Below are 20,365 nucleotides of genomic sequence, written 5' to 3'. Positions count from 1 at the left end.
TTATTGATCGTTGTATTGTCGTTCGGAAACAAGATGGCAGCGCAGGATGGGAAACAATTATTTGATACCTATTGCGCCCAGTGTCACAATGTGGTAAAAGACATGACCGGACCCGCGCTCAAAGGAATTGAAGACCGCGTAAAGGACAAAAAGATCTTACACGATTGGATCAGGAACAACCCCAAAGTGCTCGCTTCGGGCGATAAATACTTTAACGATTTGTATAATAAGTGGGGCAAGGTTCCCATGAACGTTTTCCCTTCCATGACCGATGGTGAAATTGATGCTATCCTCAAGTATATCAGGGAGTATAAAACGCCCCCAACTGGTGGCCCTGGCGGCGGCGGCGCACCTGATGGCAAAATGGGAGAAAACGATAACGCCATCCTGTATGGTGTATTGACCCTAATCCTGGCCGTGGTAGCCTTTGTAATGCTGCAGGTAAACAGCAACCTCAAAAAACTGGCTGATGATAAGGATGGCATTCCCGGCAGTGAGCCCATTCCTTTCTACCGCAATAAAACATACATCACCATTTTCACCCTCTTTATGTTTGTGGTGGCTGGTTTCTTCTTTGCCAAAGGCGCGATTGGCCTGGGCCGTCAGAAAGACTATCAGCCCGAACAGCCTATCTACTATTCGCATAAGGTACACGCCGGTACCAACCAGATCAACTGTTTGTATTGCCACGGCAGTGCCATGGAAGGCAAATCGGCTACCATTCCTTCTGTGAATGTATGTATGAACTGTCACCTCACCATCAATGAATATACCGGTGCACCCATCTTCAAAGAAGACGGCACCGAAGTAAATGGTACTGAAGAGATCAAGAAGATCTATGCAGCTGCCGGTTATGATCCCGCTAAAAACAATATACCGGTAAAGGCAAAGCCATTGAGTGGACCAGGATCCACAACCTGCCCGACCACGTATACTTCAACCACTCGCAGCACGTAAATGCCGGTAAGGTACAGTGTCAAACCTGCCATGGTGAAATTACCAACATGCACGAAGTAAAGCAGTTTGCCGAATTAAGCATGAGCTGGTGTGTAAACTGTCACCGCGAAACAAAAGTGAATTTCAACAACGATAAAGGCGAAGGAAATAAATTCTATAGCATTTACGAGAAGTACCACAATGAGATCAAGGCCGGTACAAGAGACAGTGTAACGGTGGCCGATATCGGTGGTCTGGAGTGTCAGAAATGTCACTATTAATATGCAAATGTGCTGATTTGAAAATTTGAAAATGCCCTAGTGGCGCCAGGTTTTTAAAAGCACAAATAGATTCACAGTTTGAAATGATGTCCGCACTTAAAACAACCAGCGACCCCATTATCAAATTATCAAATTGCCTAATTCTCAAATTAATATAAATGGCTAAAAAAAGTACTGGCAGAGTTTTACAGAGCTCAAAAACAGTGAAGCCCATCAGCAGTTGGCCAAAGATGAATTCCCCGAACCATTGCCGTCTCAACAAGCTGATAGCGGCTTAGCCAATGCTTCCGCATCCCGCAGAGATTTCTTAAAATATCTTGGTTTCAGTACTGCTGCTGCTATGGCAGCTGCCAGTTGCGAAACTCCTGTTCGTAAGGCCATCCCTTATGTAAACAGGCCAGCGGATCTCATCCCCGGTGTAGCCGACTATTATGCTACCACTTATGTAAGTGGCGGTGAGGCCATCCCGGTAATAGCCAAAGTTCGTGACGGACGTCCGATCAAAATAGAAGGTAATACTTTATCATCCTTCACAAAGGAGCTACCACCTCCCGTGTACAGGCTTCCGTACTGGACCTGTATGACACAGCCCGGATCAAACATCCCATGGCCAACGGCTCTGCCGCTGACTATGCAGCGATCGACAAAATGATCACGGATGGGCTGGCTGTACTGGGTAGTGCTCCTGTAGTAGTACTGACCAGTACTATTACTTCTCCCACTACTAAACAACTCATTACTGAATTCCTGGCCAAATACCCCGGTAGCCGCCATGTTCAGTATGATGCAGTTTCTTATAGCGGCCTCATCCTGGCCAACGAAGCTACGCATGGTGTAAAAGCCATCCCTTCGTACCAGTTTGAAAATGCCAACGTGATCGTTAGCATCGGTGCCGATTTCCTCGGTACCTGGTTGAGCCCCGTTGAATTTCAACGTGGTTATACTGCCGGCCGGAAGATCAACGAAAAGAACCCCACTTTAAGCAAGCACTACCAGTTTGAAAGCATGATGAGTATGACTGGCGCCAATGCTGATGAGCGGTTTACCCACCGTCCTTCAGAAACCGGTGTAGTTGCGGCTGCTTTGTTGAGCGCTGTAAACGGACAAGCTGTTGCAGGTGTTAGCGATAAGCTGAAAGTGGGTATCGAAAAAGCTGCGAAAGACCTGGCTGCCAACAAAGGCAAGGCCTTGGTAGTGAGCAGCAGCAATAACCCCAGCATTCAGATCATTGTAAATGCTATCAACGAAGCGATCGGCGCTTATGGTTCTACCATCAACTGGTCTTTACCCATTCTTTCACACCAAGGGCTTGACAGTGAAATGGCTACCCTTACTGCCGATATGGAAGCTGGCCGCGTAGGCGCCCTGCTGGTATACGGTGTGAACCCCGCCTATGAATATTTCGATGGCGAAAGATTTAAAAAGCCCTTCAGCGTGTAAAACTGTCTGTATCGTTCAACGACAGGCAGGATGAAACCACGAAGGAATGTAAATACATTTTACCCGCTCCCCACTTCCTGGAGAGCTGGGGTGATGCTGAACCTAAAGCAGGTTTATTCAGCATGATGCAGCCAACCATCAATCCCTTGTTCCAGACAAGGCCTTTTCAGGATTCACTCCTGAAATGGGCTGGCAATGCAACTGCTGCTTATGATGTGTTCTTCAAAAATTACTGGACCAACCGTCTGGGCAGCCATGAGTTGTATACCAAGGCCCTGCAGGATGGTGTGATCGAAGGCGCCGGTACTGCAGCTGCTCCTGTGTTTACTGGCAGTGCGGTAGCACAAGCTATCTCTACTGCATCGGCCCTGAAAAATCAGGCCCTGTTGAACTGGTAGTATACCAAAAAGTAGCCCTGGGTGATGGCAAACAAGGTAATAACCCCTGGTTGCTGGAAATGCCTGATCCTATTACCCGTGTAAGCTGGGACAACTATGCCATTACCTCTCCGCAGCTGGCTAAGGAATATGGCATCAACCTGAATGATCGTTGGGAAGCTGATAAATATGAGATCGAACCTGCAAAACCTGTTATCAAGGTAAAAGTGGGTAATAAAGAAGTAACCCTGCCGGTAATCGTAATACCTGGTATGCAATCCAATACCATTGCCATTGCGGTAGGTTATGGAAGGGCTAAAGAAATCGGTAGATCAGTTATTACTATGGATGGTACTTCATTGGGTGCCAATGCATATCCTTTGACGAGCTATAATGGCGCTACCATCGAATGGACTGCGACTGATGTAACAGTTGCCAAAACCAGTGAGAAATATAAAGTAGCGATGGTGCAAACGCACAATAGCTACGAAGGCCGTCAGGAAGTACTGAAAGAAGTAACCCTGAAAGAATTCCAACACGATCCCAAAGTAATTTATAATGAAAGGGCTAAGGAATTAGAACCCTGGGGTGGTATCAATGATTATGAGAAGGAAGGAACGCTTTATCCTGCTTATGATCGTCCTGGTATCAAATGGGGCATGAGCATTGATCTTAACAGTTGTTATGGTTGCGGCGCTTGCGTAGTAGCTTGTAACGCTGAAAACAATATTCCGGTAGTAGGTAAGCGTGAAGTAATGCGTTACCACGATATGCACTGGTTGCGTATTGACCGTTACTTTAGCGGCAATCCTGAAGATCCGGAAAGCATCCAAACCGTATTCCAGCCAATGCTTTGTCAGCATTGCGATAATGCGCCTTGCGAAAACGTGTGTCCGGTAGCTGCTACCAACCACAGTTCAGAAGGGTTGAACCAGATGACCTACAACCGTTGTATCGGTACAAGGTATTGCGCCAATAACTGTCCGTTCAAAGTACGTCGCTTTAACTGGGCCGATTATATGGGTGCTGATAGCTTTGCCGATAACCAACGTCCGTTGGTAGAAGAAGGCAAACTGGATGATGTGGTATTGATGATGAATGATGATCTTACCCGCATGGTATTGAATCCGGATGTAACCGTTCGTAGCCGTGGTGTTATTGAAAAATGTTCCTTCTGCGTACAGCGTTTGCAGGAAGGTAAGTTGAAGGCTAAGAAAGCCGGCCGTCCGCTGGAAGATGAAGATGTGAAAACAGCTTGTCAACAAGCTTGTGCTGCCGATGCCATTGTGTTTGGTAATGCCAACAATCCGAACAGTGAGATCAGCCAGGTTCGTCAGCAAAACAAGTTGCGCCTGTTCCATGCACTGGAGCAAATTCACGTACTGCCCAACATCAATTACCTCGCTAAAGTGCGTAATACTGATGAGATCAGCAATCACGGTGTATTGAGTGGTGAGAAGGTTGAACTGGCAGCGGCATCTGCAGCGCATGGTGAAGAGAAGAAAGAAGCTGCCGGCCATCATTAAGGAAGTTAGTATTGAAGCGTTGATAAGGAAAGGTCTAAAAACTAAAATTTTCAGCTAAAGCCTAAAAGCTGATAGCTAAAAGCTAATAAACATGGCATCAAAGTACGAATCGTTAGTTAGAGCCCCATTGGTGGATGGCACAAAGACTTATCACCAGGTTACGGAAGATATAGTACGTCCTATTGAGGCGCCCCCAACGCGTGCGTGGTGGATTGGCTTCATTATCTCCGTTATCCTGTTATTATTCGGGGTGTATTCCATCTACCGTGAAGTAACTTATGGGGTGGGCCAGTGGAACCTGAATAAAACCATCGGATGGGGTTGGGATATCACCAACTTCGTATGGTGGGTAGGTATCGGTCACGCCGGAACCCTGATCTCTGCGATCCTCTTGCTTTTCCGTCAGGGATGGCGTACAGGTGTAAACCGTGCGGCAGAAGCCATGACCATCTTTGCGGTAATGTGCGCGGGCCAGTTCCCGATCTGGCACATGGGTCGTGTGTGGATGGCCTTCTTTGTAATGCCTTACCCCAATACCCGTGGACCGCTGTGGGTAAACTTTAACTCGCCCCTGTTATGGGACGTATTTGCGATCTCTACTTACTTCACCGTATCACTGTTATTCTGGTATTCTGGTTTGTTGCCTGACCTGGCTACCATCCGTGACCGTGCCAAATTGAAGTGGAGAAAACATATGTATGGTGTACTTTCTTTTGGCTGGACGGGTTCTACCAAACACTGGCAGCGTCATGAAAGTTTATCACTGGTACTGGCCGGTTTGAGTACGCCCCTGGTATTGTCGGTACACACCATTGTATCCTTCGACTTCGCCACTTCCGTTATCCCGGGATGGCATACTACCATCTTCCCCCTATTTCGTGGCGGGTGCGATCTTCTCAGGTTTCGCAATGGTACAAACCCTATTGCTGGTAACCCGTAAGGTGCTGAAGCTGGAAGATTATATCACCATGGAGCACATTGAGGTGATGAACAAGGTAATTGTATTGACCGGTTCTATAGTAGGTATCGCTTACCTGACAGAGTTGTTTATCTCCTGGTATGGTATTAACAAATATGAAAACTGGGCTTTCTTCCAAAATAGGTTGAACCTGTTTAGCCCCTATGGCTGGAGCTACTGGCTGATGATGGGCTGTAACGTGATCTCTCCGCAGATCTTCTGGTTCCGCAAAATGAGAAGGAATATCGTAGTTACCTTCTTTATGTCGGTGATCGTTAATATCGGTATGTGGTTCGAGCGTTTTGTGATCATCGTAACCTCTATCTACCGGGATTATATTCCCAGTAGCTGGGCTACTTACTACCGCCCCACCATCTGGGAAGTTGGTTTCTATATGGGAACATTCGGGTTGTTCTTCACCTGTTACTTCCTGTTCTCCAAATTCTTCCCGGTTATCGCGATAGCGGAAATCAAACATATCCTGAAAAGATCAGGTGAAAGCTATAAGCAGAAAATGGTGGATGTAGAAAGTAAAGATGTGGAGGAGTATTATCATGAAACACAACATGCGCATCACTAAAAACAGGTTGTTTGACTTCCTGAGTGCGATGTAGGACATTGAAGGGTAGATGCGAGGAGAAGATAAAAAGTAAAAACCAGGTATTAAGAAATCAGTAATATTAAAATTCTTATATGGCGGTTAAAAAATTTGTAGTGGGTTGCTTTGAGGAGGAGGATGTACTGTTTAAAGCAGTCAAAAGCGTACGCAAAGCCGGTTATAAGCTACATGATGTTTATACCCCCATGCCTATCCATGGATTGGATACTGCTATGGGCCTTCGGGATACCAGCCTTCACACTGCCGGGTTCATTTATGGTATTACCGGTACAACCATTGCTTTGAGCAGCATTGCCTGGATCTTTACCAAAGACTGGCCGCTCAACATTGGTGGTAAACCCCACCTGGCCTTGCCAGCTTGGGTTCCCATTTGCTTTGAGTTCACGGTATTGTGTGCCGCTGTAGGGATGGTATTGACCTTTTGTTATTTATGCCAAATGGCTCCTTTTGTAAAGAAGCACCATTTCCATTTGCATGCTACAGACGATAAGTTTGTAATGGTGATCGAATGCACTGATAAAACCAGTGATGGCGAGACTAGTAATTTCCTGACTGGTCTGGGCGCCACGGAAGTAAATGTACAACGTGCCGAAACAGGCTGGTGGTTAGGTCGTTATGACAAGGAAAGAGAACTTTTTAAAGACAAAACGGAATCTGTTATAGCATAATCTCTGAATATTCAGTACGATGAAAAAATTATCAATCATAGTTGTTTTAGTAGCCCTGGTAGTCTGGAGTTGCAGTGATGTGCGGAGAACCCCTGGTCGTGTATATATGCCCGATATGGCCTATAGCCGTGCCATAGAAACTTATTCCTCCCTGGATACCTTCCATGTGCAAGGCATTAATTACACTGCTATGCCTGTGCCCGGTACCATTAAAAGAGGTGAGTTGCTTCCTTTCCCTTTAACACAGGACAAGACAGGGGATACTACCAATTACGCATTGTCAAAACAAATTGCCAATCCTTTAGCTAACCTGAGCCCAGCACAGTTTACAGAGGCAGAGCGCTTATACCTGGTTAACTGCGGTATTTGCCACGGTAAAGCATTGGATGGTAATGGCGTATTGCATAAAAGAAGTGATGGTACGGATGGTCCCTATATAGCTGCACCGGCCAAGCTGATCGGCAATCCTCAATATGAGAACATGCCATCCGGGCAGATGTTTTATTCTGTTACTTATGGAAAGGGCCAAATGGGTAGCTATGCTTCCCAGTTGAGCACCACCCAAAGGTGGATGGTGATCCAGTACATCAAGACTAAACAGGCCGAAGCAAAAGGTGGTAGTACAACCAGTGCGGCTGCTGATACTACTGCAAAAAAATAACTGATACGAGATACTGAAAATATAAATAGTTGATAATGGCTTCAAGAGAATTTTTGAAATACCCAAGCGATATAAGACCTGGTCAACAGCTTTGATGGGAGTAGGCGTATTGTCACTGATCATTGCATTTATCGCTTATGGAAGAGGTGAACATCCTCAATTATTTTGGGGCGCCCTGTTGCAGAACAGTGCTTTCTTCCTGCTGGTAGTAAATGCATCTATGTTCTTTATTTGTGCTACCACCCTGGCAATGGGCGGCTGGCAAATGTCGTTCAGAAGGGTTAGTGAAGCCATTTCAACCGCAGTAGCGCCTATTGGTATCATTACCGGCATTGTAACGCTTTGCCTCGTTTTTATTCCCGGAACGCATATCTACCATTGGCTTCATCCGGATGGTGATCCAATCCTGGAAGGCAAAAAGGCTTTTGAATGTGCCTTTCTATTCCATCTGGACTGTATTGACCATTGTACTATGGTATGCATTGGGCCGCAAAATGCGTCAACTGTCCCGCTCACTGGATAACAATCCTTTGCCTGATGTTGAATCAGGTCGCAAGTATATTTTTAAGAACACCGTTTGGGCTTCTTTGTTCATTGCCTGGTTTGGTTTGACAGTAATGTCTACTATTCCCTGGTTCTGGCTCATGAGCATTGATGCACACTGGTATTCTACCATGTATAGCTGGTACACTTTTGCCAGCACCTTTGTATCGGGTATGGCGCTGATCGCCTTGTTTGTGATCTATATGAAAACCAGGGTCACCTGGAATACACCAACCAGGAGCACCTGCATGACCTGGGTAAATTCATGTTCGCCTTTTCTATCTTCTGGACATACCTGTGGTTCTCTCAATACATGCTGATCTGGTATGCCAACATTCCTGAAGAAACGGTATACTTTAAATCCAGGATATCTGCACAAGAGCATAAAGGCGGTGCATACAGTGGTATTTTCTGGTTCAGCTTTATTATTAACTTCCTGGCTCCCCTGTTCATCCTGATGCGCAAGGGGTCAAAGAGGAACTATACCACCATGGTATTTATGGCAGTAGTGATCATTATAGGTCACTGGCTCGATTTCTACCAGATGGTATTTGCCAGTATTGATCCAGAGCATGTGAATGTAGGCATGTTGTTGCTCGACTTTGGTATTGGAGCCGGTTTTGTGGGCATCATTATGAATTCGGCAGGAAATGCCATGAGCAAGTACCCATTGGTGGCCAGGAACCATCCGTTCATTAAAGAAAGTATCATACACCACACGTAATTAACTTAAGCGTGTGTGTTGTTCAATAGCATTTAAACTTTGATAGGTCTGAATTAAATTTATTGATTGATCATGACAACTACTGGAATACTTCTGTTAGCGATTCTCATCCTGGGCTTTCTGATCACCTTTCAGATTGCCAAGGCCAGTGAGTACGTATCTGTGCTGAAAGGAGAGAAGAAGGCTTTCGAGCAAAACAACAAGATCAATGCATTTTTGATGGTCGTGTTCCTGGTATTGGGATTAGTGGGCGTATGGTGGTGTAATAAAATACTCTACCCTAAAACCCTGATGCCTTACCCTGCTGCCTCTGAACATGGTAAGAATATTGACAATATGTTGATGATTACCATTGCCATTACCGGGATTGTATTTGTAATCACACAGGTATTGTTGTTCTGGTTTGCTTTCAAATACCAGCACAGTGAAAAAGACAAGCTTTCTATTATCCGCATAATAATAAGCTGGAAGTATTATGGACTACTGTTCCGGCTATTGCGCTTTGCGTACTGGTAGGCTTTGGTTTGTTCTATTGGTTCAAAATGACCGGTGACGCTCCGTCCAATGCCATGGAAGTGGAAATTACTGGTAAGCAGTTTGGTTGGATCTACCGTTACCCAGGTAAGGACAATACATTCGGTAAGAAGTACTACCGCAATATTGATGAAGCAGCCGGTAACCAATTGGGTTTACTATGGACCGATACTACTATCATTAAGAAAGACAAGAATAATAACCCCGTTGGTGAAGCTAAACTGAAAGCTGATCCTGCTGGTTTTGACGACATTGTAGATAACGCCGCCATGTACCTCGTTAAAGGGGTACCTGTAAAACTGATCATCAATTCACGTGATGTGATCCATGACGTTGGTTTACCCCACTTCCGCCTGAAAATGGATGCGGTACCCGGTACACCTACTACCATGTGGTTCACCCCCTGCTTACTACAGAGGAAATGAGAGAGAAAACCAAGAACCCAAAATTTGAATATGAGATCTCTTGTGATCAAATGTGCGGAAATGGGCACTATTCAATGAGGGGTGTTATTAAAGTGGTAACTCCTGAAGAGTTTATTCTGTGGAAGGCCAAAATGAAGCCTGCTTATGCAACTGCATTCCCTGCTCCTGAAGCACCGAAACCCGTAGTTGCCGATAGCACAGCTAAAAGTGCAAAAGATACCCTTAAAACAGTAGCCAAGCATCCGTAACCAGCCGGAAGTGGAGAATCGTAAAAGCATTAACATCGTCTATTAAATAATATATCATGAGCAACGAAGCATTGCACGGGCATTCTGAGGTAGTCACTACGCATGAGGTGCATCACGATGAGCATCATGTACACCATCATAAAGAAACCTTTATCACTAAATACGTATTCAGCCAGGATCATAAAATGATCGCCAAACAGTTCCTGATTACGGGTATGATATGGGGTATCCTCGGTGGTCTGATGTCTGTGTTATTCCGTTTGCAACTGGGTTATCCCGACCAGGCTTTCCCCTGGCTGGAAGATATCCTTGGCCGTTGGGCTAAAGGTGGAAAGATATCTGCCGAGAACTACTATGCCCTGGTTACCATGCATGGTACCGTACTGGTGTTCTTCGTATTGACTGGTGGTTTGAGCGGTACTTTCGCCAACTTCCTCATTCCCCTGCAGGTAGGCGCGCGTGATATGGCGTCGCCTTTCATGAACATGCTGTCATACTGGTTCTTCTTTGGTGGTAGCGTGGTAATGCTTTCTTCGCTCTTCATTCAAACAGGACCTTTCAGTGGCGGCTGGACAGCTTACCCCCTGAGTGCCCTGGGCGATGCTTCTCCCGGATCTAAAACAGGTATGGACCTCTGGATCACAGCGATGGCTATGTTCGTAATATCTTCGCTGCTGGGTGGTCTGAACTATATTTCTACCGTATTGAACATGCGTACCAAGGGTATGTCGATGACCAGGCTTCCCCTTACTATTTGGGCCCTGTTCTTTACCGCTGTATTGGGTGTATTGTCATTCCCTGTACTGTTATCTGGTTTCATTCTCCTGTTATTTGATCGTCATGGTGGTACCAGCTTCTACTTGTCTGATATTTATATAACGGCAACCAAGCAGGCCTTACCCAATGAGGGTGGTAGCGCCATCTTGTATCAACACTTATTCTGGTTCCTGGGTCACCCCGAGGTATACATTATCCTGTTGCCTGCGATGGGTATGGCTTCTGAGATCATATCTATCAACGCCCGCAAACCGATCTTTGGTTATATGGCTATGGTGGGTTCCATGTTTGCGATCACCATCCTGGCCTTCCTGGTATGGGCGCACCACATGTTCGTAACTGGGTTGAATCCATTCCTCGGATCGGTATTTGTATTACTCACCCTGTTGATTGCCGTTCCTTCGGCTATCAAAGTGTTCAACTGGCTCACCACCATCTGGAAAGCCAATATTAAGTTTACTCCCGGTATGATGTTCGCCCTGGGCTTCGTGAGCCTGTTCATTTCCGGTGGTCTTACAGGTATCTTCCTCGGTAACTCTACCCTGGATATCCACCTGCATGATACTTACTTTGTAATTGCACACTTCCATATTGTAATGGGTGTATCTGCCTTCTTTGGCATGTTTGCCGGTGTTTACCACTGGTTCCCCAAAATGTATGGTCGCTTTATGAATAATACCATGGCCTATATCCACTTCTGGGTAACCCTGGTTGGCGCCTACCTTATCTTCTGGCCTATGCACTATGAAGGTTTGGCTGGTATGCCCCGCCGCTACCTGGATTATTCGGGCTGGGAATCATTCAAGCATTTTGCTGAACTCAATAAATTCATCTCTACTGTGGCAATGATCGTATTTGCCGTACAGCTGATGTTCATATTCAACTTCTTCTACTCTATTTTCAAGGGTAGAAAGGTAACAGTGCAGAACCCCTGGGGTGCTACTACCCTGGAATGGACCGCACCTATCAGGCCCGGACATGGTAACTGGCCTGGTGAAATACCTGAAGTTCACCGCTGGGCTTATGATTACAGTAAGGATGGCCGTGATTTCATCCTCAAACGGAGCCTGTTGGCCCCAATGAGAGTAAGCATTAGGAGAACACGGATCGAAGAAAATGATTGATGTGAGGTGTAAATGGTTGAATTAAACTGGTTAGTTGGACATCTACCCACCACTGACCACTCACAACTCACTAAATGAAAATATAGATGCAGGAGGAAACCGTGAAGCACAATAGTTCTTTTACAATATTCGGCAAGGTGCGTGACTATATGATGCTGATTAAATTCAGCCTCAGCTTCATGGTAGTGTTTTCTGCTGTAATTAGTTACCTGCTGGCTCCAAAAGTAGTAGTATACGATTGGGCAATGATCATTTGGCTCTTTTTGGGTGGCATGCTGGTAACCGGCAGTGCCAATGCAGTGAACCAGGTGGTAGAGCGGGACACTGATGCCCTGATGAAACGTACAGCCAAACGGCCTGTTGCATCTGGCAGAATGAGTGTAACAGAAGGATGGGCCTTTGCCATTATTACCCTGGTTGCAGGATTACTCATATTAGGTTATTTCTTTAACCTGTTATCAGCAGTTGTAGCTTTGGTAAGCTGGTTCATCTATGCCTTTATGTACACCCCTTTAAAAAGGTAAGTGCTGTAGCTGTATTGCTGGGAGCAGTACCGGGTGGTTTGCCTTGTTTGATTGGCTGGGCTGCCGGGCAAGATGATCTGAGTGCCGGCGGCTGGGTATTGTTTGCCATCCAGTTCTTTTGGCAATTCCCGCATTTCTGGGCCATTGCCTGGATTGCACACCAGGACTATAGCAAGGCAGGATTTAAATTGATGCCTTCTGTAGAAGGTCCTGGAAAATATTCGGCTATCCAGTCCATCATCTACTCGCTGGTATTGATACCGGTAGGAACCTTGCCCTATTTAACGGGTATGAGTGGTATGGTGAGCTTCTGGATCGTGTTGGTAGCTAATATCCTGATGACCTGGCAAAGTATACGCCTGTACCGTGAAATGGAAGTAAAAGCCGCCAGACGGGTAATGTTCTCCAGTTATATTTATTTGCCCATTGTGTTACTGGCACTATTAGCAGATAAGTTATAAGTAAAAAGATAAGTCAGCGATTTTGACATATAGTAAGATTGATTTTGTGTAATAGATTTTAACATTGAACTGATTTAGAATGAATATTGTGAGTCCGCGTCAACAAAAATTCACCCCCACAAGTTTACCTTGTGGCTTGCTATTGGCAGCATCATTATGATGTTTGCCGGGCTCACCAGTGCCTATATAGTAAAAGGCGAACAGCCGGGATGGACTACGGTGGTAGTGCCCAGTATGTTTTATTATTCAACCGGGGTAATGCTCCTCAGCAGCCTTACGATGCAGATAGCCCTTAAATCGTTTAAGGAGCGTAACATGCAACAATACCGTAGCCTCTTAACGGTTACAGCCGTACTGGGTTTGGTATTCATTGCCATGCAGATCATTGGATTTTATAAGCTGTTCCATTCAGGCGTTAAATTAGAAGGTGGATCAGGGGCAGGTCAGTTTCTGTACATTATTTTTGGCTTGCATGCCGTTCACGTATTGGGAGGCGCCATTGCCCTGTTGATCATGTTCTTTAAGGCATTCAGCGCCCGGATCAGGAGTTATAATGTAGTACCTGTAGAAGTGGTAAGTACTTATTGGCATTTTGTAGACCTGCTGTGGATATACCTGTTCGTTTTCTTTTTGGTGAAAGGGTAATAGTGGGATAGAGGTCTAAAGACAGTATTGATTATCTGTTGAGAATATATAGAATAGAAAATATTTTTTGAGTATAAATTAATAGCAACACATGGCACAAGCAGTACCAGCGAAACAAAATTGGTGGGGTGGTGGAAGAAGTCCCTTCAATGTGGAATATGGCAAGCTGATGATGTGGTATTTTCTGATGAGCGATGCCTTTACTTTTGGCGCGTTCCTGATCTCGTATGGCACCGTACGGTTCTCCAGCAATGGCTGGCCTGACCCTAACGTAGTGTTCTCCTCTTTCCCGTTTGCCGGTCACGCACACCTTCCTCTGGTATTTGTGAGTGTAATGACCTTTATCCTGATCATGAGTTCGGTAACCATGGTATTGGCGGTAGGCGCCGGCCATCAAAATAACCGTAAAGAAGTCTTAAAATGGTTATTCTGGACCATTATTGGCGGTATTGCCTTCCTCGGTTGCCAGGCATGGGAGTGGCATCACTTGCACGACCAAGGCGCCTGGTGGGGTAGGAATCCTTTCCCTAATTTCGGCGGTTCAGAATCTTCTACCAACTTTTCCAACTTCTTCTTTACCATCACTGGTTTCCACGGGTTCCACGTATTCTCCGGAGTTATTATCAACATTATCATGTTCATTATGACTTACAAAGGGGTATTTGACCGCAGAGGCCATTACCTGATGATTGAGAAAGCTGGTTTGTACTGGCACTTTGTAGACCTGGTTTGGGTATTCGTATTCACCTGTTTCTACCTGTTCTAATTTTGATTTGATCAAACGCCAATCGCAATACATATTATTATGGAAAAATTTGAAACACCACATAATGCAGAGCACGGACACGGGGAGAAACATGATTTTGATACCAAGGCCATCTGGAGAACATTCTGGATCCTGTTGATCATTACTTGTCTGGAGTTGGTCGTAGGTATGTTCATCGCACCTCACTTTCATTCCCTGAAATTGATGTTCAATATCCTGTACATCATCTTTACGGCTGCCAAAGCTTTCTATATCATAGCCGAGTTCATGCACTTACGTCATGAGATCAAAAATATGATCATGACCATTGCAGTACCGGCCCTGCTATTCATCTGGTTTATTGCAGCTTTCCTATGGGATGGTAATTCCTACAAAACCTCCGTAATAACTATGACCCCCACCACAAGGAGAGTACAACTACTCCAATGGAGAAAAAGGCCGGTCATGGAGAACATGGTGGCGAAACGCAAAAGCCTGAGACTGTTCACTAAACACCTGTTACAGGTGCTTCTATAACTGAATCAATCCCGCCTGGTAGCGATATCGGGCGGGATTTTATATTTATTGGCCTTTTCCTGCCCAAAACCAGTATTGCATTGTTTCGTGTGGTAACTTTGCGCAGCAAAACAAAATAACGTGAGCCAGAAAGCATTGTTAGCCTTGTGTATTGCCATCCTGCTGCCGGTAGCCAGTTATTTTCTTGTAAAATCGCTCAGCCGGGATGTCATTCACATGCCCCCAAGTATTATCCCGAGTATACCACCGATACGGTTATTAATGGCAAGCAAGTATCAGATACAGTATGGTATAAATTGGCCAATGGCTCATTCACCAATCAGTTGGGTAATAAAGTAAACCTGGACGACTTAAGTGGCCGCATTATTATTGCCGACTTCTTTTTCACCCGTTGCCCTTCTATTTGTCCTACGCTTACGCGTAACATGAAAAGCTTACAGCAAAGCCTGAAGCTGAAAGATGTTACCAAGCGAATCGATACTACATTTGTACAATTCCTGTCGTTCAGCGTTGATCCTGAAAGAGATTCTGTACCAGTACTCAAGAAATATGCCGACCGGTATGGCGTCAACCATGATGTTTGGTGGATGCTGACAGGTCCCAAGAAGGAGATTTATGACTTCGCTTTGCATGAGATCAAACTGCCAGCACAGGATGGCGGCACTGTTGATTCCTTATTTATACATACAGAGAAGTTTGTGCTGATTGATAAGAATGGCATCATCAGGGGTATTATAATGGGCTGGATACAGTGGCCCTGGCCAAATTGGCCGAAGATCTTACGCTTCTGATGTTGGAAAAGGATAAGCACAAACCTTCGCCCGTACTGGCTCAAATACTTTCTCTTTGGCCCATCTTCCTGCTGGGTTTAGCAGCATTGGCTGTATTTATATGGATTGTACGCCGGACAGGGAAAAATACCAAATCATAATAGTATGCTAGCGCCTGTATTAAAAAAATGATAAGAAAGCCTGGTGGTTCATCGGCATCGTTTCTTTTGTTGTGTTTGCCGCTGTAGTATTACTTAGCCGGTTTAAGCTGGATGTAGACCCCGGATTCGATGTACATGCATTTGCGACATTCAATGCAATTGTCAACTCAATCGTGACGGTATTGCTGGTAGCCGGCCTGATAGCTGCCAAACGCCGGAAGCTCCTGCTGCATAAGAAGATCATGATGACTGCCATAATCCTTTCGGTACTTTTCCTGGTATCTTATATCTGCCATCACCTTTTTGCAGGGGATACACGGTTTGGCGATCTTGATCACAATGGTATTGTGACCGACGCCGAGAAAGCCCAGGCAGGTGGTTTGCGTACGTTTTATTATATCATTCTTATCACCCATATACCCCTGGCAGGTATCATCTTGCCTTTTATTCTTTTCACAGCTTACCGCGCCCTGGTAGCCGAATGGCCACAACACCGTAAGCTGGCCCGTATTACCTGGCCTGTATGGTTCTATGTAGCTTTTACCGGTGTATTGGTATACCTGCTGATCAGTCCTTATTATTGAGTATATTGAGGTAAATGTTATTCCATGCAACAGGATGCGTTTAAAGCATTGAAAATACTGCACCTTGGTATCATGGCCGGACTGGCGTTTTTTCAGCAGGCATTCTCCTGCTTTTTCAAACCGGCCGCTTGAAAGCCATCGATCCATCGATGGAAAGAACTTTACAGGTAGTAGCAGTAGTGGTGACGGTTACTTTATTGCTGCTGGGATTTAACCTTTTCAAACGAAAGATGATGGCGGCCCGTAACAGTACGGAAGCAGGTGAAGCAAGAATGAATGCTTATCGTAATGCATGTATTATGTGGTGGGCTATGATCGAAGCGCCGGGACTGCTGGCGGTAGTTTGTTTTTTTATGACGGGCAATTATGCATTCATAGCCCTGGCAGGGTTTCATGTGTTGTTGCTCCTGCTGTTTATGCCTCGTAAGGCCAATATCATTGTATTATTGAACTTAACCAGTAAAGAGGTTGAGCAACTGGAAGGAAAGAATTAATTGACCGTTTCCGTATGTAATGCCCTTTATTTTGAGCTTCCGGTCTCAAATCAATTCTTCTGCAGGGTCCCAGAAAAGCTCCTTGAAGTTGACCACGGTATCTTTCTTCACTTTAATCCCTTCTTTTTCGAGCAGTTCCTTCATGCGGGTAGGCGTAGCAAAATGGTGCTTACCGCTCAGCATACCATTGCGGTTAACTACGCGGTGAGCGGGAATTTTGGGTTTTACTCTATCGGCGCCATGCATAGCCCACCCCACCATACGGGAGGAGGATTTAGCGCCCAGGCAGGCGGCAATGGCTCCATAGGAGGTAACACGGCCCCGCGGAACCTGGCGGGCAACTTCATATACCAACTCAAAGAACGTTTCCTTACGTCCTGTTGGAGTAAGGGAGGCCAGCTTCTCTTTTGTTGGCTTACTGACCGTTTTGCGTGTAGCCATTATTTATTCTTTTGGTGAGCAATTCACTGCGGCGCGGTTCGGGAACCTGGATATAATCAAAGGGACAATGCAGACAGCCATTGCCACAGCAATGCCCTCTTTCCAGGTGATAGCGGGCAGTTAATACCACGTATCCCTGTTCATTGTAATAATAATCAACTCCTTCTATCAGTTCCTTCTTCAAGTAATAATTCTTTTAGTGCCTCATTCTTATCGGGCAATGGCGTGCCGGGCAGGCCAAATTGTAAATAATGGATGCGGTTGCTTTGCGCTATATCCAGGCCCTCATAATGGGTTTTGATCCTAAGTGATTCGCTAAGGGTTTCCTGTGTGTATACGTCATCCATATCCTGCACCAGGGGCAGCTCATGTAAATCGATCACCCATTTAGTAAACCGGTACAAACTGGGCGAATCGGTTTTCAGGTTAATATAACCCCCTGGTTGCAGTATTTGTTGGTACAGGCGCAAGAATTTAGGGTGTGTTAATCTCTTTTGGCCTTACCGGTACGCAGCTGGGGATCGGGAAAAGTGATCCAGATCTCTGCTACCTCGCCAGGGGCAAAATAGCTGGCAATCTGGTCAATCTGCGTACGCAGAAAACCTACATTGGTTAGATTTTCCTGCAAGGCTTTCTTCGCTCCTGCCCAGATACGATTGCCCTTCAGGTCTATTCCCAGGAAGTTCTTATCAGGGAATAACCTGCCCAGCCCTAGAGCATACTCGCCCTTGCCGCAGGCCAGCTCCAGTACAATGGGATTGTCGTTATGGAAAAAATCCTTCCAGTGGCCTGGCATGTTTTCGGGGTACTGCAGCACATTAGGAAAAGTGCTCATCTCTGCAAAACGTATTAACTTTTATGACCCATAGGTCGCAAAAGTAGCGAAATCAAAAAAAACTGCTGAAAAGAAGGGTTATTCTTTCAACGGGTTGTGCCGGCCGCAGAGGCGCCCAAGGAGGTATGGAATATTAATCTAAATCGTTGTTATTGTTGTCGCTAGTGTATTGGCTCTCTCTTGCCTGGTTATAAGAGAATATGGACAATGCCCGAATTCATTGGTGATACAGGGTATGCAGTTGGCAGGAATAGCAAATACTATTAATTAATAAGGAAATGGAAGGAAGGCAATGGAGCTGGAAAAGGATGAAAAACAGAGAAGTGCATAAAAAATGAAACCCTCCCGGAAGAATCCGAAAGGGTTTATGTGTTGCTTGCTCTGCTGTAGAGGGAGGATTCGAACCTCCACGGGGCAGTTAGCTGAAGCGCAATCTGTGGTGGTCAACCCCAGTCATCCCGAAGGACGGCATTACACTACGTTTATCCTGTTATCCCCACCCCCGAGACAAGGGGCATGTCTGCCAAAGTTCCATCACTCCACAGTATGTACTGATATTTAAAGAACGATTACAGTGCAATATTAAAGAAATATGCCTGTTCGTTGAGAATTATTCAATAAAAATTTTGAAAGTTTCGAGATTATACAAATATTTGTACCATTGTTTGATAATTTACAAAAAAACGATTGCTAAATGGGAGCTAAATTGAATCTTGATAAACTCGATTTGCAGATCATTCACGAAATGATGGATAATGCTGAGATATCTTATGCAGATCTTGGTAAGAAGCTGTTTGTATCAGGAGGCACCATCCATGTGCGGATCAAAAAACTACAGGAAGCCGGAGTAGTGAAAGGTACAAAATTAAACGTTGACCTGAAGCAAATGGGCTATGATGTGATTGCCTTTATTGGCATATATCTTGAAAAAGCTCTCTCTATGATTCCGTAGCCAAAGAATTGCAGAAGATACCCGAAATCACCCGGTTGAATTATACGACCGGCAATTATAGCATGTTTGCGGAGATCATTTGCCGTGATATTAATCAATTGCGGTTTGTATTACATGATGAACTACAGAAGATCAAAGGGATTGAACGTACCGAAACTTTTATCTCACTGGAAGAAAGTTTTAACCGGAATGTGCAGGTAATGGCCTGATAAAACTAGGGCTGAACAACAATAAAATTGGTGTTCCAAATGAGCCAATTAAATATTAGCTTTAGAACAGGTTACGTACATAATCCCCAATGCAACATGAAAAAGTTCGTACTGTTAAGCCTTACTGTTTTGTTTTTCCTGGCCACCCTGTCTTCCTGCGGCAAAAAGGAGGAGGTAATGATAATTGCTCTGAATCTGCTTTACAGGTATCTACTACGCCCGCTAATGGCAGTACAGAGCCTGCCGGACCTGGACCGAATTTCCCACTGCAAGTCAATATTACAGCCAACCTGCCTACAGACGGTGTTACTATTGAAATAACTGCAGGCGCTGAATCAGGTGGAACTCCCTTTTCACGCAAACCTTGCCGGATGTAAAAACGGCGATCAGTAATTTTAGTATTACCAATACGCCCTCTACTACCCCCAGCATAGTAAAGATCACCATTACTTCAAAAAGTTGTGCTTCCAACAAGTGGACTGGTAGTTACCGCTATTCGAGGAAATAATGTTGATACCCTGTTACTTGCGTCTGGTTACCGGTCCTGGCTACATGTAGCCCTTTAGGCTTTTACCTGTAAGGCATCCCGCAATCCATTGCCCAGCATATTGAATGCTAATACCAGTAACATGATGGCAAATCCAGGCGCCAATGCCAGCATGGGATTATGCGTTATGATGAAGTTATAATTCTCCTTGATCATCAGGCCCCAGCTAGGTTGCGGTGGTTGAACCCCCACCCCCAGGAAGCTAAGTCCTGCTTCTATTACAATGGCCGATGCGAAATTCGACGCTGCTACTACCATTACGGGACCCATAACATTGGGCAATACATGGCGCACAATGATGCGTGGATGTGAATAACCCAGCGCTCTTGCAGCTTCTACATATTCCATTTCACGCACACTCAATACCTGCCCCCGGATGATACGGGCCACATTGACCCACATGGTCAACCCAATGGCAATAAACACCTGCCAGAATCCTTTGCCCAACATGAGGGTGATGGCAAATACCAGCAATAAAGTAGGGATGCTCCAGATAACATTGATGAACCACATAATGGCATCATCCACCCATCCCCTGAAATAACCGGCCAGTGCGCCCAGTAACACACCAATGCTTAGTGATATCAATACGGTAACCAACCCCACACTTAGGCTTACA

Annotated in this window: 27 protein-coding genes and 4 pseudogenes; 27 read left to right on the top strand and 4 right to left on the bottom strand. The window is 45.3% G+C overall.

The features are described from left to right. Positions 1-33 precede the first annotated feature (33 nt). From RS881_RS56805 to RS881_RS56685, 23 genes and pseudogenes are all read left to right on the top strand, one after another. A complete protein-coding gene (locus RS881_RS56805; protein WP_315818866.1) occupies positions 34-957 on the top strand; it encodes a c-type cytochrome in 924 nt (307 codons plus the stop codon). 47 nt (positions 958-1,004) lie between these two features. Beyond that, positions 1,005-1,217: a hypothetical protein gene (locus tag RS881_RS56800; protein ID WP_484557612.1), complete on the top strand. Its 213-nt coding sequence runs from the start codon at positions 1,005-1,007 to the stop codon at positions 1,215-1,217. A 220-nt stretch (positions 1,218-1,437) separates the two neighbouring features. Next, the gene (locus RS881_RS56795; RefSeq protein WP_315818865.1) at positions 1,438-1,869 is read left to right on the top strand and encodes a TAT-variant-translocated molybdopterin oxidoreductase; all 432 of its coding nucleotides are present in this window, start codon (positions 1,438-1,440) and stop codon (positions 1,867-1,869) included. Then, entirely contained in the window at positions 1,824-2,657 is an 834-nt protein-coding gene (locus tag RS881_RS56790) for a molybdopterin-binding domain-containing protein (protein WP_315818864.1), read from the top strand. Before RS881_RS56795 ends, RS881_RS56790 begins: the two co-directional genes overlap by 46 nt. Before the next feature lie 122 nt (positions 2,658-2,779). After that, the gene (locus RS881_RS56785; protein WP_315818863.1) at positions 2,780-3,055 is read left to right on the top strand and encodes a hypothetical protein; all 276 of its coding nucleotides are present in this window, start codon (positions 2,780-2,782) and stop codon (positions 3,053-3,055) included. Positions 3,056-3,114: 59 nt separating this feature from the next. Further along, on the top strand, positions 3,115-4,560 hold the full coding sequence (locus RS881_RS56780; RefSeq protein ID WP_315824948.1) for a 4Fe-4S dicluster domain-containing protein: 1,446 nt from the start codon (positions 3,115-3,117) through the stop codon (positions 4,558-4,560). Between the two features lie 91 nt (positions 4,561-4,651). Then, positions 4,652-6,098, top strand: a pseudogene (gene nrfD / locus RS881_RS61385) (NrfD/PsrC family molybdoenzyme membrane anchor subunit). Between the two features lie 113 nt (positions 6,099-6,211). Then, the gene (locus RS881_RS56765; protein ID WP_315818860.1) at positions 6,212-6,805 is read left to right on the top strand and encodes a DUF3341 domain-containing protein; all 594 of its coding nucleotides are present in this window, start codon (positions 6,212-6,214) and stop codon (positions 6,803-6,805) included. Positions 6,806-6,824: 19 nt separating this feature from the next. Beyond that, positions 6,825-7,466 (top strand): c-type cytochrome, encoded by a 642-nt coding sequence (locus RS881_RS56760; RefSeq protein WP_315818859.1) that lies wholly within the window; start codon positions 6,825-6,827, stop codon positions 7,464-7,466. 91 nt (positions 7,467-7,557) lie between these two features. After that, on the top strand, positions 7,558-7,989 hold the full coding sequence (locus RS881_RS56755; protein WP_315818858.1) for a hypothetical protein: 432 nt from the start codon (positions 7,558-7,560) through the stop codon (positions 7,987-7,989). After that, the gene (locus RS881_RS56750) at positions 7,961-8,329 is read left to right on the top strand and encodes a hypothetical protein (RefSeq protein ID WP_315818857.1); all 369 of its coding nucleotides are present in this window, start codon (positions 7,961-7,963) and stop codon (positions 8,327-8,329) included. The genes RS881_RS56755 and RS881_RS56750 overlap by 29 nt, the downstream gene beginning before the upstream one ends. Then, positions 8,323-8,733 carry a hypothetical protein gene (locus RS881_RS56745; RefSeq protein WP_315818856.1) on the top strand — a complete coding sequence of 137 codons (411 nt, stop codon included), beginning with the start codon at positions 8,323-8,325 and terminating at the stop codon, positions 8,731-8,733. Before RS881_RS56750 ends, RS881_RS56745 begins: the two co-directional genes overlap by 7 nt. Positions 8,734-8,805: 72 nt before the next feature. Beyond that, complete coding sequence (locus RS881_RS56740; RefSeq protein ID WP_315818855.1) at positions 8,806-9,249, top strand: cytochrome c oxidase subunit II; 444 nt, start codon at positions 8,806-8,808, stop codon at positions 9,247-9,249. A 26-nt stretch (positions 9,250-9,275) separates the two neighbouring features. Next, positions 9,276-9,692 carry a cupredoxin domain-containing protein gene (locus tag RS881_RS56735; protein ID WP_315818854.1) on the top strand — a complete coding sequence of 139 codons (417 nt, stop codon included), beginning with the start codon at positions 9,276-9,278 and terminating at the stop codon, positions 9,690-9,692. Beyond that, positions 9,689-9,940 (top strand): hypothetical protein, encoded by a 252-nt coding sequence (locus tag RS881_RS56730; protein WP_315818853.1) that lies wholly within the window; start codon positions 9,689-9,691, stop codon positions 9,938-9,940. The genes RS881_RS56735 and RS881_RS56730 overlap by 4 nt, the downstream gene beginning before the upstream one ends. Positions 9,941-9,996: 56 nt before the next feature. Further along, a pseudogene (locus RS881_RS56725) lies at positions 9,997-11,813 on the top strand (cytochrome c oxidase subunit I). Between the two features lie 114 nt (positions 11,814-11,927). Further along, positions 11,928-12,826 (top strand): annotated as a pseudogene (gene cyoE / locus RS881_RS61380) (heme o synthase). Positions 12,827-12,955: 129 nt separating this feature from the next. Further along, positions 12,956-13,471 (top strand): cytochrome c oxidase subunit 3, encoded by a 516-nt coding sequence (locus tag RS881_RS56710; RefSeq protein ID WP_315818850.1) that lies wholly within the window; start codon positions 12,956-12,958, stop codon positions 13,469-13,471. Positions 13,472-13,562: 91 nt separating this feature from the next. Continuing rightward, positions 13,563-14,237 carry a cytochrome c oxidase subunit 3 gene (locus RS881_RS56705; protein WP_315818849.1) on the top strand — a complete coding sequence of 225 codons (675 nt, stop codon included), beginning with the start codon at positions 13,563-13,565 and terminating at the stop codon, positions 14,235-14,237. 39 nt (positions 14,238-14,276) lie between these two features. Continuing rightward, the gene (locus RS881_RS56700; RefSeq protein ID WP_315818848.1) at positions 14,277-14,753 is read left to right on the top strand and encodes a cytochrome C oxidase subunit IV family protein; all 477 of its coding nucleotides are present in this window, start codon (positions 14,277-14,279) and stop codon (positions 14,751-14,753) included. Between the two features lie 146 nt (positions 14,754-14,899). Next, the gene (locus RS881_RS56695; protein ID WP_315818847.1) at positions 14,900-15,544 is read left to right on the top strand and encodes an SCO family protein; all 645 of its coding nucleotides are present in this window, start codon (positions 14,900-14,902) and stop codon (positions 15,542-15,544) included. A 211-nt stretch (positions 15,545-15,755) separates the two neighbouring features. Beyond that, complete coding sequence (locus tag RS881_RS56690; RefSeq protein ID WP_315818846.1) at positions 15,756-16,268, top strand: DUF420 domain-containing protein; 513 nt, start codon at positions 15,756-15,758, stop codon at positions 16,266-16,268. A 128-nt stretch (positions 16,269-16,396) separates the two neighbouring features. After that, complete coding sequence (locus RS881_RS56685; RefSeq protein WP_315818845.1) at positions 16,397-16,762, top strand: hypothetical protein; 366 nt, start codon at positions 16,397-16,399, stop codon at positions 16,760-16,762. Positions 16,763-16,807: 45 nt separating this feature from the next. Here the strand turns inward: RS881_RS56685 and RS881_RS56680 are convergent, their stop codons facing one another. From RS881_RS56680 to trmB, 3 genes and pseudogenes are all read right to left on the bottom strand, one after another. Continuing rightward, the gene (locus RS881_RS56680; protein WP_315818844.1) at positions 16,808-17,203 is read right to left on the bottom strand and encodes an MGMT family protein; all 396 of its coding nucleotides are present in this window, start codon (positions 17,201-17,203) and stop codon (positions 16,808-16,810) included. Next, the gene (locus RS881_RS56675; protein ID WP_315818843.1) at positions 17,178-17,387 is read right to left on the bottom strand and encodes a C1orf53 family protein; all 210 of its coding nucleotides are present in this window, start codon (positions 17,385-17,387) and stop codon (positions 17,178-17,180) included. The genes RS881_RS56680 and RS881_RS56675 overlap by 26 nt, the downstream gene beginning before the upstream one ends. Next, positions 17,359-17,999, bottom strand: a pseudogene (gene trmB / locus RS881_RS56670) (tRNA (guanosine(46)-N7)-methyltransferase TrmB). The gene RS881_RS56675 and the pseudogene trmB overlap by 29 nt, the downstream one beginning before the upstream one ends. A 733-nt stretch (positions 18,000-18,732) precedes the next feature. Here trmB and RS881_RS56665 point away from each other — a divergent pair. From RS881_RS56665 to RS881_RS56650, 4 genes are all read left to right on the top strand, one after another. Continuing rightward, positions 18,733-18,990: a winged helix-turn-helix transcriptional regulator gene (locus RS881_RS56665; RefSeq protein ID WP_315818842.1), complete on the top strand. Its 258-nt coding sequence runs from the start codon at positions 18,733-18,735 to the stop codon at positions 18,988-18,990. An 8-nt stretch (positions 18,991-18,998) separates the two neighbouring features. Continuing rightward, a complete protein-coding gene (locus RS881_RS56660; protein WP_315818841.1) occupies positions 18,999-19,199 on the top strand; it encodes an Lrp/AsnC ligand binding domain-containing protein in 201 nt (66 codons plus the stop codon). Between the two features lie 89 nt (positions 19,200-19,288). Next, positions 19,289-19,576 carry a hypothetical protein gene (locus RS881_RS56655; protein WP_315818840.1) on the top strand — a complete coding sequence of 96 codons (288 nt, stop codon included), beginning with the start codon at positions 19,289-19,291 and terminating at the stop codon, positions 19,574-19,576. Continuing rightward, on the top strand, positions 19,564-19,707 hold the full coding sequence (locus RS881_RS56650) for a hypothetical protein (RefSeq protein WP_315818839.1): 144 nt from the start codon (positions 19,564-19,566) through the stop codon (positions 19,705-19,707). Before RS881_RS56655 ends, RS881_RS56650 begins: the two co-directional genes overlap by 13 nt. 54 nt (positions 19,708-19,761) lie before the next feature. On the opposite strand, the gene RS881_RS56645 is transcribed toward RS881_RS56650, so the two are convergent. Next, positions 19,762-20,352: an ABC transporter permease gene (locus RS881_RS56645; RefSeq protein WP_315818838.1), complete on the bottom strand. Its 591-nt coding sequence runs from the start codon at positions 20,350-20,352 to the stop codon at positions 19,762-19,764. Between the last annotated feature and the right edge of the window lie 13 nt (positions 20,353-20,365).

It is taken from the genome of Paraflavitalea speifideaquila (genome assembly GCF_032395985.1).
Lineage (GTDB): Bacteria > Bacteroidota > Bacteroidia > Chitinophagales > Chitinophagaceae > Paraflavitalea > Paraflavitalea speifideaquila.
This window is presented reverse-complemented; position numbering and strand designations above follow the sequence as displayed.

What these genes read in the sequence shown, in the direction of transcription:
- RS881_RS56750 (WP_315818857.1), top strand. Translation starts at nt 7,961, where the DNA reads ATGCGTCAACTGTCCCGCTCACTGGATAACAATCCTTTGCCTGATGTT.
- RS881_RS56680 (WP_315818844.1), bottom strand. Translation starts at nt 17,203, where the DNA reads ATGGCTACACGCAAAACGGTCAGTAAGCCAACAAAAGAGAAGCTGGCC.
- RS881_RS56765 (WP_315818860.1), top strand. Translation starts at nt 6,212, where the DNA reads ATGGCGGTTAAAAAATTTGTAGTGGGTTGCTTTGAGGAGGAGGATGTA.
- RS881_RS56705 (WP_315818849.1), top strand. Translation starts at nt 13,563, where the DNA reads ATGGCACAAGCAGTACCAGCGAAACAAAATTGGTGGGGTGGTGGAAGA.
- RS881_RS56760 (WP_315818859.1), top strand. Translation starts at nt 6,825, where the DNA reads ATGAAAAAATTATCAATCATAGTTGTTTTAGTAGCCCTGGTAGTCTGG.
- RS881_RS56735 (WP_315818854.1), top strand. Translation starts at nt 9,276, where the DNA reads ATGACCGGTGACGCTCCGTCCAATGCCATGGAAGTGGAAATTACTGGT.
- RS881_RS56740 (WP_315818855.1), top strand. Translation starts at nt 8,806, where the DNA reads ATGACAACTACTGGAATACTTCTGTTAGCGATTCTCATCCTGGGCTTT.
- RS881_RS56745 (WP_315818856.1), top strand. Translation starts at nt 8,323, where the DNA reads ATGCTGATCTGGTATGCCAACATTCCTGAAGAAACGGTATACTTTAAA.
- RS881_RS56805 (WP_315818866.1), top strand. Translation starts at nt 34, where the DNA reads ATGGCAGCGCAGGATGGGAAACAATTATTTGATACCTATTGCGCCCAG.
- RS881_RS56790 (WP_315818864.1), top strand. Translation starts at nt 1,824, where the DNA reads ATGGCCAACGGCTCTGCCGCTGACTATGCAGCGATCGACAAAATGATC.
- RS881_RS56655 (WP_315818840.1), top strand. Translation starts at nt 19,289, where the DNA reads ATGCAACATGAAAAAGTTCGTACTGTTAAGCCTTACTGTTTTGTTTTT.
- RS881_RS56800 (WP_484557612.1), top strand. Translation starts at nt 1,005, where the DNA reads ATGCACGAAGTAAAGCAGTTTGCCGAATTAAGCATGAGCTGGTGTGTA.
- RS881_RS56780 (WP_315824948.1), top strand. Translation starts at nt 3,115, where the DNA reads ATGCCTGATCCTATTACCCGTGTAAGCTGGGACAACTATGCCATTACC.
- RS881_RS56700 (WP_315818848.1), top strand. Translation starts at nt 14,277, where the DNA reads ATGGAAAAATTTGAAACACCACATAATGCAGAGCACGGACACGGGGAG.
- RS881_RS56730 (WP_315818853.1), top strand. Translation starts at nt 9,689, where the DNA reads ATGAGAGAGAAAACCAAGAACCCAAAATTTGAATATGAGATCTCTTGT.
- RS881_RS56665 (WP_315818842.1), top strand. Translation starts at nt 18,733, where the DNA reads ATGGGAGCTAAATTGAATCTTGATAAACTCGATTTGCAGATCATTCAC.
- RS881_RS56785 (WP_315818863.1), top strand. Translation starts at nt 2,780, where the DNA reads ATGATGCAGCCAACCATCAATCCCTTGTTCCAGACAAGGCCTTTTCAG.